Below are 12,862 nucleotides of genomic sequence, written 5' to 3'. Positions count from 1 at the left end.
AAATTGTCATGAAACGTTGTCTTGCCCTGCTGCTCTTGGGGATTAGCGCCGTGGCCTCCGCCGCGCCGCGTAACGATATCCCCAGTTGCTATGACTATGCGCACATGGCGCAGTATCGCCCGGCGGAAACGGGCCGGGAGCTGGTTATCATCGTCGACCAGACGGTCACGGTCCCGCTTGAACTGAAAAAATCCACCTGGAGTCAGGTGCTGCGTTTCGTGCAGCCGGGCGATCGCGTCTTGCTGTACCAGTTCTCAGCGCTGCTGCAAGACAATTACATGAAGCGGGTATTCGACGGACGGCTGGAAATGCCGTTCATCGATAAGAAGACGCGTAATGGCATCGGGATGGACAGCCTTAAATCGCTGGATGCTTGTCTGGTTCAGCAACAGCAGTTCTTCGCCAAGACCCTCGGCGGACACATGGCCGCGAGCTTCGCGGATAGTCAAACCCGTATCGCCAAAAGCGAAATTCTCGATAGCCTCAAGCACATCGCCAGCGATCTGCAACACACGCCGTCTTCGCAGACCACGATTTTGCTGATCTCGGACATGCTGGAAAACAGCGATTTCGATAGTTTCTATCGCCAGCAGGCCATCCGAGAACTCTCACCGCAGGACGAGCTACAGCGCGTAACGCGGCAAGGGCTGCTGGCGGACTTTGGCGGCGCGAACGTCTATGTCGCGGGCGCCGGCCTGATCGATGTCCATGCGAAAAACAGTTATCGTTCAGGGAAAGTCTTACAGCAGTTGAAAACCTTCTGGCAGGACTATTTTGAGGCGTCGAATGCCAAACTGATCGGCTTCGGCACGCCGGAACTGACGGTGGATTTGCGCTAACCGTCGCACTCAACGGCGGCGGGGCGCTCCCCCCTGCCGCCTTCTCTTCCTCGCCAACGCGGTATCATTTATCCCGACGATAAATTATGCTTTTCACTACCGCTTTCTCGTGACTCCCCTTAACCACTAAAAAAACGCTATGACGCCATCTTCCGATACCGCAGTAAAAACCCCGGCCGGACCCGCTTCGGTGGCCGCCGTATTTCGTTCCCCCTCAGCACTCACCCGTGAATGCCTGGCCGGGGTTATCACCGCACTCGCCCTGATCCCCGAGGTTATCTCATTTTCCGTCATCGCCGGCGTGGACCCGAAAGTGAGTCTCATCGCCTCCGTCGTGCTGTGCCTCACGCTCTCCGTGCTGGGCGGACGTCCTGCGATGGTGACCGCTGCCGCCGGTTCGGTCGCGCTGGTCATTGGCCCAATGGTGCATGCCCACGGCGTGGGCTATATTCTGCCCGCCGTCGTTCTGGCGGGGATCATTCAGATTGTGTTTGGGCTCGTCGGCCTGTCGCGCATGATGCGGTATATTCCGCGCTCGGTGATGCTCGGCTTCGTCAACGCGCTGGGGATACTGATTTTCGCGGCGCAGGTGCCGCACGTGCTGGGCCAGTCGCCCGCCGTCTGGGGGTTGTTCGCGGCGACGATCGCGATTGTCGTCCTGCTGCCGTATCTGCTCAAAAGCGTGCCGTCGCCGCTGATGGCGGTCGTCGTCGTCACCGCCATCGCGCTGCTGGCCGGGTTGCACGTTCCGACCGTCGGCGACGCGGGACCGATGCTGGCGGGGCTGCCGGGATTCACCCAGCTAACCAAGCCGCTGAATCTGGAAACGCTGTCCATCATCTGGCCGACGGCGCTCAGCGTGGCGTTTGTCGGGCTGATGGAGTCGCTACTGACGGCCAAAATGGTGGACGACATTACCGATACGCACTCCAGTAAACAGCGCGAATGCTGGGGTCTGGGCATCGGCAATATCTTCGCGGGCTTTTACGGCGGGATTGCAGGCTGCGCGATGATCGGGCAGACGGTCGTCAACGTCGAGATGGGTAAAGCCCGTAGCCGGGTTTCCACCGTGGCGGCGGGGCTGGTTCTACTGATCCTGGTGACGAGTTTAAGCCACATCATGGCGCAGATCCCGATGGTGGCGCTGGCCGGTATCATGATGATCGTCGCGTTGAAAACGGTGAACTGGCACAGTTTGCAGCCCGCGACGCTGCGGCGGATGCCGCTGTCCGAAACCCTGATCATGGTCGTCACCGTCATTGCCACGGTATGGACCGGCAATCTGGCGATTGGCGTAGCGGGCGGCGTCATCTTCGCCATTCTGCTGTTCGCCCGGCGCGTCGCTCACGTCATCGATGCCGAGCGGGAAGTCAGCGCAGATGGAAAGTCAGTGTGTTACCGCGTGAAAGGCCCGCTGTTTTTCGGCAGCAGTAACGATCTGTTCGAACATTTCCAGTACGCCGAAGACCCGCAGCAGGTGACCATCGATCTCACTCTCGCACAGATCTGGGACGCGTCCAGCGTGGCCGCTTTGGACGCCATCGAAAATCGCTATCAGCGCTACAACACCCGCGTGTCGATCATCGGGCTGGACGCTCACAGTACCCACATGCATCAGCGATTGTCCGGCCACCTGTAAGCGACGCTGCTGGCTCAGGAGGCATGGCGCTGATGCGCCTGCTCCAGCGCATGCCTGACATTCTCCAGACAGTGATTTTTGTCGCCGTATTTCTCCTGAATACGGCGGCATCGCTCACGCATGTTTTCATCGGTCATCACGCGAGCGAGATCGTCAGAAAATTTCTCCGGCAGGCGGCTTTTGGCCTGAATGCCGCAACCTAACTGTTCAACCCGGTAGGCATTATCAAACTGATCGAACGCGCTGGGGAAAATCAGCTGCGGAATGCTTTGGTAGAAACAGTGCGAGATGGTGCCGATGCCGCCATGATGCACCGCGGCGACGCAGTGACGCAGGCAGGCCGCCAGATCGACCTCCTTTTTGACTAAAACGCCCGGCCGCGCGGGGACATCCTCCGGGTTCACCCCCACAACCAGACACTGCCGCTGCTGACGTGTCACTTCGGCGATAACGGCATTAAAGAAATATTCATCGAACTGCAGCGACCAGCCGGGAGAGAACAACACCGTTTCACGTTCAAGGAAGCGGCCCAGCTCTTCATCAACGGGCGCATTCTCCGCTTCAAACAAGGGCAGCCCCACAAGGTTGGCATTGCGCGGCCAATCTGGCTGCGGATGGGCGAACCACTCGGGAAAAAGACAGATCAGACCGTCGGGAGACGTATGAACCCACTGCGACAGGATCCGTTTGACGGGCGCCAGGCCCACGCGGGATCTGAGCGCGTTGACCTCGGCGCAGAACCGTTTATCGAGCACCTTTTTTTCGAACAACGAGACCATCCCTTTGCGCAGCGTCATCGGAAGCTTGTTCGCCAGCGCCAGTTTTCCATGCTGCGGCAGGTTGTAGCACGACAAAAACGTCGATGGCCCCACGCGTACCGGAAGAGTGCAGCATCCTTTCTGCTCTCCCAATGTTTTGGCGGAAAAAGACCAGAGCGACGTGAGCAGCACAGAGGAGCTGTCGACCATGCTCTCTAACTGCTGGTACATCTCATCCTGCTGTTTCAGCATATAACGGCACAGAGTATCCAAAGCCGTTTTTCTATCCCACAGCGCTCTCGAATGCACCCCGGCGATATATTCCTGCGTTGAGCCTACGCTGATAAAATTCAGCCCGCGAGACTCGGCCAGACGTTTGAAATAAGGGTTAGTACACAAAAATACCTTATGGCCACGTCTGGCCATGTGCTCGCCAATCAAGATAAAGGGAAAGACATCACCGGACGATCCAAGGGTCGCCAAAAACAAATTCATACGAACTCCTGTTGGTTAATAAAAATCTCTTCGAATATCGATTTCACCCCTAAAGCAGCCGCTTTACTCTCCAGGTCAAGAAAGTGACCGGCATCCTTTAGAGTATAGAATCGAGCATCGTCGAGATATTTACCAAGGTTTTTAACCTCCTTACTCGTTGTGTGTTCATCCTTTTCACCATTAATAAATATGACCGGAATTGATATCTTGCTAATAAATTTTTCGTAATCGTAATCCCTCAACGTCAGGATTTGATCAAGGTGAAAACAAGCCTGCCGATATTCATGCTCATCCAGATGAGCCACGTGATTAAAATTGGTTTTCTTAAATAATCTCGGCAAGTATTTTCCCACCTCGTTGTTCAACAGATTAGCCACCGCTTCAAACTCTTTCTGATAAACGTAGTCACGGGCTTTGAGAATATAACGTTCCATTTTTTCATTGATCGTCATGGAGAAGGATGCGATTACAGCCATCTCCAGGATGTCGTTGTTTTGTGAGGCAGCCATCAGCGCCCCCAGCCCGCCCCACGAGACGGACATGATGATCTCGGGCCGATAACGCCTGATCAGGAAGTTGATGATATCCACTTCCTGTTCTTTCGTGATGATATCCAATGAGTCATTCAACGGCTTGGATTTGCCCGCAAAAGGGAAATCGAAAAGTATCGTATTTACCTTTCCTTTTAGGTGTTTTACCCAAATAAGAAATGAAGACGACGTGGCTAAAGCCCCATTTATAAAGATGGCCGTTTTTAGTTCAGGGTCGTATATGTTTTTATCGACATGGATCTTATAGCCATTATAAATCACAACCTCACTCTCAGTTGCCATAGTGCTCTCCTCGCTATGTGTGAAAAATGTCAATAGGATTATTGTTTTGAATAGGTAATGTAACGGTTATATTTTGATAATATACAATACTATTTTTAATTTCGCGCTAGTCATGATGAAATAATTCAATATACAGAAACGACAAATAAGACCAATTAAAATAAATCACCAAGAATAAATCATTTTATTAAAAAATAAGGAAGCTAATAAACAGAGCTTATAGGTAATGTATCCTCCAGGAATATCACTCTTTTATTCGGCTGATAAATGCGAAATAAGCCCGTTATTTACCTGGCAGAAAGAGAGGAAATAGATTCACTTTAGCTATCTTTTTCTGATCGCGAGGTCGAATAACCTGTCATGGAAAAACGTTGTGTCTTTCCCTTGCCAACAGCAGCGGCAAATGACGATTCAACCATCCCCTCGTCATCCGTCATGACCGCTTTGCGGGAGAGCGCTTAAACGAGACAAGACGACAAGACGAGATGACGAGATGACAAGGTCTCGATCTGGGTCATCGTCTCATCGCAACATAACGCCATTCCTATGACGTCCCGATGAAGGGGAAGCGAGGAGGCGCAAAAGGGAGGCTTGGCATAAAATAATCGGCAGAGCATTACCATCGTCGGCGTGTGAAAAAAATCCGGTCACGCGTCTCCATGTTGTCGCGAGCTGCGTTGGCTTAACGTTAATTAATCATGATAATAATTTGCGTGCGATTTAATCAGTGAAATAACACGATTTACGTTATTTTAAGGAGGGGTTTTAATAACTAAAAATGGAACATGATGATTAACATAGGGTAAATGTCGTCCCTGACAGTTTTGTTATTAGAGTAAGTTTTTTATTATTAAAATAGTCAGGGGATTGCCTGCTTTTTTAACTTGGTGAATTAGTTGTAATTAATAACCATAAACTTCACTCCCGGTTGAATCGTTGTCGTTTTCACATAACCAATATCCTGAGGCAAAATATTGGACTGTGATTGGTTATTTACCTGAATTACCTGGTTTTTCCCGGCACGGAAGCAGCTAACCGCGAGATGCTGGGCATCAGGGGCCACTTCACAGGGAGATTCAACAATCGCCCCGGTAAAATGAATAACGCCGCCTGCGGCAAACGTTTTTGGCAAAACCAGTATAAAGAGAACGGGTAATGCGATTTTGAAAAAAGAATGAATGCGTTTCATGATGCGATCCCTATTTGTGTTGGCGAGTCTATATAAACGGTTTTATTTAATAAAACTTTAGTGGGCATATCAGTTATTTTTGGAATTGAGCCCATATTTACGCTCTGCTGACACAAATAGGTTAAATTAGTGAATATTTATTTTAATTCATTTCCAACAAAGACTGTTCTTATCCCAAAAACCTATAAAAAATAGCACTTGTAAATACCAATAAATATAGGGTTAGAATTTTAAAAAAAAGGGGTACGGTCGTTTTTATTTAAAAATAGAAATTAAGTTATAACAGCAGTCAGCTGATATAAGAAAAAGAAGCAATGCTACCATTTTCCCTCCAGCACGCTGAAAAACGCCGTCGTCTACCCACCCCTTAGAGCACTATAAAACGCGCTTATACGGTTATTTATCGATGGGGACAGTATCTCTTAGCCGGTGTCGACAACATCGATTCAGGCGCGCCGTATCGCCGCGCCTGAATCGACTGTTTTACCCCGCCTCGGTCCTCGTAGATTTGCCCCCCTATTTCTTTCCGGCTTCTCCTATCTTTATGCTTTTCACTCAAGTAAAAAGCGATGACCTTTAATCGCTCAATCGATCATCCTGATCGAAGCGCGACCTCCTCACGGCTCTAAACACGCTTAAGCGCGCTTTAAGGCGTGAGGGGATGTTATTTTCTCAAACAGGTCAAAGCGCCTGAAAACGCGCTGTAGGCGCTTTTGAGGCCGGATTTAAGGCTAGGAGTCGAGGAGGGGTTTTGAAGCCATGGCACAGACATTGGGCGACGAATCCCTCTCCGCTATCCCTCTCCGCTATCCCTCACCCCAATTCCTCACCCCAATGCAGACACGCGGTTTAAGATCTGATCGCGCGAAGGAGACAGACGAAAAAAAACCGCTCAGCGAAGCCGAGCGGTTTTCCAGACACAGACACAACAAGAGAGATTTATTCACGGCGCCCCAGCGCCGTATTGGCCATTACGCCGACTGCGTTCTAATCAGATAATCAAACGCGCTCAGCGAGGCTTTCGCCCCTTCGCCGGTGGCAATGATGATCTGCTTGTACGGCACCGTGGTGCAGTCGCCAGCCGCAAAAACGCCTTTAACGCTGGTTTCGCATTTCGCGTCGATCTCGATTTCGCCGATACGGTTTCTCGCTACCGTCCCTTCCAGCCATTGGGTGTTGGGCAGCAGACCGATCTGCACGAAGATCCCTTCCAGTGCCAGCTCGTGCTCGGTTTCGCTGACGCGGTCTTTATAAGACAGTCCGGTCACTTTCTGGCCGTCGCCTTTTACTTCCGTCGTCTGCGCATTAACAATAATGTCGACGTTCGGCAGGCTGCGAACTTTATCCTGCAGCACGGAGTCGGCTTTCAGCTCCGGAGCAAATTCCAGCAGCGTGACGTGTTTGACCACGCCAGCGAGGTCGATGGCCGCTTCGACGCCGGAGTTACCGCCGCCGATGACCGCAACGTGCTTGCCTTTAAACAGCGGGCCGTCGCAGTGCGGGCAGTAGGTGACCCCACGGGTGCGGTACTGGTCTTCGCCCGGTACATTCATGTTTCTCCAGCGTGCACCGGTAGAAATGATGACCGTACGGGACTTCAATACCGCGCCGGAGGCGGTTTCAATCTGGTGCGGCATGCCCGGCTCAGCGGCTGGGATCAGCGCCGTAGCGGTCTGCGCGTCGATCACGTCCACATCGTAGTCGTCTACGTGGCTCTTCAACGCGGTCGCCAGCTTGGCGCCCTCTGTTTTCGGCACGGAGATGTAGTTTTCAATGTCGACGGTATCCAGAATCTGGCCGCCGAAACGTTCGCCCATCAGACCGGTACGGATGCCTTTACGCGCAGAGTAAACCGCAGACGCCGCCCCGGCAGGACCGCTGCCGATGATCAGGACATCGTAGACCGAACGCTGATTCAGCTGTTCAACCTGCTTGGCGCTGGCGCCGGTATCGATCTTGTTGACGATTTCGCTCAGCGTCATACGACCCTGGCTGAAGTGTTCGCCGTTCAGGAACACGGTGGGCACACCCATGACGTTACGACTTTCGATTTCGTCCTGGAACACACCGCCATCAATCGCGCTGTGGGTGATGTTCGGGTTCAGCACTGACATCAGGTTCAGCGCCTGAACAACGTCGGGGCAGTTGTGGCACGACAGCGAGTAGTAAGTTTCGAAATGGAACTCGCCGTCCAGACCACGAATCTGGTCGAGTAATTCCTGGGCTTCTTTAGACGGGTGTCCGCCGACCTGCAACAGTGCCAGCACCAACGAAGTAAATTCGTGGCCCATCGGGACACCGGCGAAACGCGGACCGCTCTGAGAACCCGGATTGGTGATAAGGAAAGAGGGTTTACGCACTGGCAGGTCGTTGTTTTCAGTGAAACTGACCTGTTCAGATAATCCGGCGATCTCAGTCAGCAATTCTCTGACTTCAGAAGATTTTGCTGAGTCATCCAGCGTCGCTACTAACTCAACAGGTTTGGTTAATTTTTCCAGGTAGGCTTTCAACTGGACTTTCATTGTATTGTCGAGCATTGATTATCCCTCAGTGCGAAAAAAATCGGGTGCTATGCACCCGATAAAAGTATCAATAGATGATTAGCGAAAGCAGGCTTAGATTTTGCCGACCAGGTCCAGAGACGGAGCCAGAGTCGCTTCACCTTCTTTCCATTTGGCAGGGCAAACTTCACCCGGGTGAGCGGCAACGTACTGAGCGGCTTTCACTTTGCGCAGCAGGTCGGAAGCGTCACGGCCGATGCCTTCAGCGGTGATCTCAACCGCCTGGATGATGCCCTGCGGGTCAACGATGAAGGTACCACGGTCAGCCAGGCCTTCAGCTTCACGCAGGTTTTCGAAGTTACGAGTCAGCTGGCCAGTCGGGTCGCCGATCATGGTGTATTTGATCTTGCCGATGGTTTCAGAGCTGCCGTGCCATGCTTTGTGGGTAAAGTGGGTGTCGGTAGACACAGAGTAGATTTCTACGCCACGCTCCTGGAATTCGTCGTAGTAATCAGCGACGTCGCCCAGTTCGGTCGGGCAGACAAACGTAAAGTCAGCCGGATAAAAGAAGAACACACTCCACTTACCTTCAATGTCTTTCTCGGTCACTTCAACGAATTCACCGTCTTTGAAAGCCGTGTTTTTGAATGGTTTAACTTTGGTGTTAATTACTGACATCACTTTATCCTCATGCGTGTGGGTATGGGGCTAAAGTACAGAATTGCGCTGTGGCGGGCTAATGCGTTGTCGTTATCGAATCAATAAGCGATACCTTGCATGATAACGATCGGCCGCGATAGAAGGGGCAGTGTTCATACATTAATGCGCTCCTCGCCGCGGCGAGGAGCGGGGACGGCTTAGGATTTCGCCAGTTCCGTGGTACGTTTGACTGCCGCGAGTACGCTACGCTGCAGTCCGGCGGCGAAGTCACTGTTGTTCAACTCATACAGGCCATGCATACCGACGCCCGCGGGCGAATTATTGATATCCAGCAGCTGTCGCGGATGTTTGCCGCTGATATTCAGCATCGCGACCGCGCCGACCAGATTCTCATAGGCGACTTGCGTCGCCTGTTGCCGCGGCAGCCCGGCCAAGACCCCGGCATCGACCAGCGACTCGATGAAATAGTAGACGTAATTGGGGCCAGCCACGCCAAAGCCGGTAAAAATATCCAGCAGCCGCTCTTCCAGCACCATGACTTTACCGAAACTTTCCAAAAATGCCCGCAACGGCGCCTCTTCGACCCGATCATTCANCACCGCGCCGCTGTAGCCATACCCGGTATCGGTCAACGTGTTCGGGATGACGCGCGCGATGGGACGCGTTTCGCCCAGCTGTTCGGTGAGTGTCGCCAGCGTGACGCCCGCGATGATAGACACCACCGTCGCCTCAGGGGCCGCATGCTGACGGATACGCGCAGACACCGCCGCGATGTCATCCTGCGGGCGAACACCCATCACAATATAGTCGGCGTTTTTCAGCGCGGCGTCCTCACTCAGAGTCGACGTCAGCTGATAACGCTCCGTGAGTGTCGATATTCTTAAGGCGTCGATATCTTCCAGCGTCACGGCATCGTGCGCCAGCTTACCGCTGTTCAACGCCGCCCGAATAATGGCTTCCGCCATCTGCCCTGCCCCGATAAAGTGAATTTGACTCATGATTTTCCCCTGAAAATGACATAACTGATTCGGTTTGATGAATGTGCGCATCGCCTGCGGCGGCACCCAACTCCCTCATTCGACCACCGACACTGCTCGCGAAAACAAACGCAAAATTCCACTATCGTCGTCTAACGGTCGATAACGTGGCGTATTCGTGCGGTCATTGAATTGTTCAGTACGCGCCATTCTCTTTGACGCGTTCTCGCCGTTTAAGACACGCCGCATTCTCGACCTAGCGCTCCGGGCGTCAGAGACATTGGCCGTCAATAACGCTAAAAAATCCTCTGCTTTTCTCTCAAATGCTATTTCAGCGCCGTGACAGTGATGCGATGGAATAAAGAAAAAGAGCGCAACGATTTATTTTTTCCACCTATGAGCATCCAGGAGGCGTTATTCAGAATGCCCCCGGATGGGTTATTTAAGACGGTCTCGTTTGCCGAAATAAATACGCGCCAGCCCTTCTTTTGTCACGGCAATAGCATGATCGGCGCTGAGCGAAACATGTTTTTCCATTAACGCCGCGCCGCGTTCGATATCACGCTGACGCATTGCATCGATAATATCGACATGTTCATCGTACGCATTATTACGACGGCTGGGTGTTTCCAGATCGATTCGGCGGAAAAAACGGATTAGGGAGTTCAAACTCTCCAGCGTTTCATACAGTCGGCTATTCCGCGTAATGCGGGCTATCGCCAGATGAAAAGCCTCGTCGTCTTCAGCCACTTTGGTCCAATCCGAGATGGTTTCCGGGGCTGGAAGCGCCCGGCAACTCTCCTCCCAAATTGCCGCCGTTTGTTCGATCTCCTCATCGCTGGCCCGCTGGCAAGCCAGGCGGAATGCAGCCTGTTCAACAATAGCGCGCATCTCGTAAAGGTCGTGTACGCCTTCTGGCGTGATGTCTCGAGAGTAGAAACCGCGGTTAGGTACGAAGCTCATGAAGCCGTCCTGCGCCAGACGATTCAGCGCCTCGCGAACCGGCGTGCGGGACACGCCCAGACGCGCAGCCAGCTCAACTTCGTTAATTCTTTCGCCCGGCTTGAAGTGATAATCAATCGCCAGCGCCTTCACCGCTTCATATACTTTTTCCACACTGTCTGCGCTGCGCACTGTTTTCGAACTCACCGGCACGTTATTTCCTCTCGAAAGCCGACACGGGGTTGGCGCCGAATTTAAAATGATGGATTACCGTATTCTGGGGGATGAGCGCCCTATATAAGTACGGCGTAAATGAGCTTAATTAAATTGATAACACGCCTGAATTCATAACACAACGACGATGTGCATACACCTCTATCCACACATTAAACCGAGAATGAAAATACAATCCCAACCTTGTTAATAACGAGAATCAGAAAATAAGGCGATAATGATAAAACAATGAAAACCTTGCACAACGGTGAATCCAAATGCACCAATCTGAAGCAATTTCGTACAAAACAGTGGTTATATTCCATCTATTTATTATCTATTCGTATTCCGTATAAATAATAAAAGTCGCGTTTTCCAACTTCGCCTGCATCACGTTATTGCTTGTTATTACTGTAAATATTAGTCAACCGAAGGAAATATTAACGCGCGCCGTTTCCACTAAAGAGTATTTTTTGACCAGGGTGGCATAGCAATTGCTCCGACGTTTCTGGCAAAGTGTATTCACTTCATCATTCACTTTGTCATTGACTGGGTGAAGCCCCGGATAGCGGGGGTTTCCGCCCTGACGGCGACAGCCTGAACGATTAATAACAACGCCAGGGATGAAGCCCACACCCGCTCCGCTTTATTGATGATTCCGACCAGGAGAAACAGGTATGACCGTGCATTTTCGTCAGGCTCTTTTAGCTTCAGCGCTGCTCGGCGGCGCACTTTTCGGCGCTATCCTGCCCGCACAGGCGGATGTGACCGTCGGCGCTATTCTGCCGCTGACCGGCGTCAGCGCCACCATCGGCGAAGACATGCGCCGGGGGATTGAATTAGCCGTGGATCAGGTCAACGCGCACGGCGGCGTCAATGGCCAGAAGCTGGCCGTGATGATCGAAGACTCCGCGGGTAGCCCGGTCACCGCGCTTGATGCCGTACGCAAACTGACGCAGGTCAACAACGTACCGCTGGTCGCCGGGGAATTCTCGTCCAGCGTAACCCTTCCCGTTGGGCAATATCTGGTCAAAAATCAGCGAGTTCATATCAACATCACGTCCTCCAGCACCGATATGCGCAACGTCGGGAAATACTCCTACAGCGTCATCGGACTTGCCGACTTGGCGACGCGATTCTCCGCCAAAGACGTTTATGAGATGGGCTACCGCAAAGTGGCGTTCGTCGCGCCCAACGGCGCCTACGGCCAGAGCATGCTCGATCAGTTCAACAAGGATTTTCAGGCGCTGGGCGGCAAAGTCGTCGCCAAAATGCTCTATACCGGCGGCCAATCCTCCTACCGCCGCGAGCTCAGCCAGCTCTCCCGCGTCAAGCCTGACGCCTACGTCTACACCACCTACGGTCAGGATGCGGTGGTGCTCAACCGCGAAGCCTATGAACTGGGTCTCGGCAAGACGCCGTGGTACGGCATGTATCTGACCATGTGCACCGCCAATACGCCGGCAGAGTACATCGAAGGCCGCATGGGGATGGAGGTCGCCGGTACTGGCGATCAGGGGCAAGGGTACATCGACCTGTTTAAACAGCGCTATGGCACTGCCCCGCAGTCCGCCTACAGCAGCTATGCCTACGACAGCATTACGCTGGCCGCCGCCGCGATCAACAAGGCAGGCAGCACCGACCCGGCCGCCCTCCAGGCAGCGATGCAGAGCGTGGCGCCCCACTTCGACGGCGTGACCGGCCCGCTCAATCTGGGCGCCGACAATCAACGCCAGACCCAACCGTATAAGAAGGTCAAAATCGTTAACGGGATTCAGGAACTGCGCTAAACGGCGGCGGGCGTTCGCGCCCCGGT

At 52.8% G+C, this 12,862-nt stretch carries 10 protein-coding genes; 3 read left to right on the top strand and 7 right to left on the bottom strand.

What is annotated here, in order from left to right:
* Positions 1-8 precede the first annotated feature (8 nt).
* Together SB13_RS06255 and SB13_RS06250 are read left to right on the top strand one after the other, a co-directional pair.
* Complete coding sequence (locus tag SB13_RS06255; protein ID WP_026739535.1) at positions 9-839, top strand: hypothetical protein; 831 nt, start codon at positions 9-11, stop codon at positions 837-839.
* A 139-nt stretch (positions 840-978) separates the two neighbouring features.
* Positions 979-2,478: a SulP family inorganic anion transporter gene (locus SB13_RS06250; protein WP_026739534.1), complete on the top strand. Its 1,500-nt coding sequence runs from the start codon at positions 979-981 to the stop codon at positions 2,476-2,478.
* A 14-nt stretch (positions 2,479-2,492) separates the two neighbouring features.
* Here SB13_RS06250 and SB13_RS06245 read toward each other — a convergent pair whose 3' ends face one another.
* The 7 genes from SB13_RS06245 to SB13_RS06215 form a co-directional block, all read right to left on the bottom strand.
* A complete protein-coding gene (locus SB13_RS06245) occupies positions 2,493-3,731 on the bottom strand; it encodes a glycosyltransferase (protein WP_026739533.1) in 1,239 nt (412 codons plus the stop codon).
* Positions 3,728-4,564: an alpha/beta fold hydrolase gene (locus SB13_RS06240; protein WP_036151487.1), complete on the bottom strand. Its 837-nt coding sequence runs from the start codon at positions 4,562-4,564 to the stop codon at positions 3,728-3,730. Before SB13_RS06240 ends, SB13_RS06245 begins: the two co-directional genes overlap by 4 nt.
* 892 nt (positions 4,565-5,456) lie before the next feature.
* Positions 5,457-5,753 carry a type 1 fimbrial protein gene (locus SB13_RS06235; RefSeq protein WP_051616502.1) on the bottom strand — a complete coding sequence of 99 codons (297 nt, stop codon included), beginning with the start codon at positions 5,751-5,753 and terminating at the stop codon, positions 5,457-5,459.
* Positions 5,754-6,724: 971 nt separating this feature from the next.
* Positions 6,725-8,290, bottom strand: coding sequence for an alkyl hydroperoxide reductase subunit F (gene ahpF / locus SB13_RS06230; RefSeq protein WP_026739532.1), 1,566 nt, complete (start codon positions 8,288-8,290; stop codon positions 6,725-6,727).
* 78 nt (positions 8,291-8,368) lie between these two features.
* Positions 8,369-8,932, bottom strand: a complete 564-nt coding sequence (gene ahpC / locus SB13_RS06225) for an alkyl hydroperoxide reductase subunit C (protein WP_026739531.1) — start codon at positions 8,930-8,932, stop codon at positions 8,369-8,371.
* A 179-nt stretch (positions 8,933-9,111) separates the two neighbouring features.
* Positions 9,112-9,912 carry a pyrroline-5-carboxylate reductase family protein gene (locus SB13_RS06220; RefSeq protein ID WP_026739530.1) on the bottom strand — a complete coding sequence of 267 codons (801 nt, stop codon included), beginning with the start codon at positions 9,910-9,912 and terminating at the stop codon, positions 9,112-9,114.
* Positions 9,913-10,329: 417 nt separating this feature from the next.
* Positions 10,330-11,040: a GntR family transcriptional regulator gene (locus SB13_RS06215; protein ID WP_235202372.1), complete on the bottom strand. Its 711-nt coding sequence runs from the start codon at positions 11,038-11,040 to the stop codon at positions 10,330-10,332.
* Positions 11,041-11,723: 683 nt separating this feature from the next.
* Here SB13_RS06215 and SB13_RS06210 point away from each other — a divergent pair.
* The gene (locus SB13_RS06210; protein WP_026739528.1) at positions 11,724-12,836 is read left to right on the top strand and encodes an ABC transporter substrate-binding protein; all 1,113 of its coding nucleotides are present in this window, start codon (positions 11,724-11,726) and stop codon (positions 12,834-12,836) included.
* The last annotated feature ends 26 nt before the right edge of the window (positions 12,837-12,862 follow it).

This window comes from Lonsdalea quercina subsp. quercina, assembly GCF_000688695.1.
Lineage (GTDB): Bacteria > Pseudomonadota > Gammaproteobacteria > Enterobacterales > Enterobacteriaceae > Lonsdalea > Lonsdalea quercina_D.
Note: the sequence above shows the minus strand (reverse complement) of the source record. Positions and strands in the feature narration are given on the sequence as shown.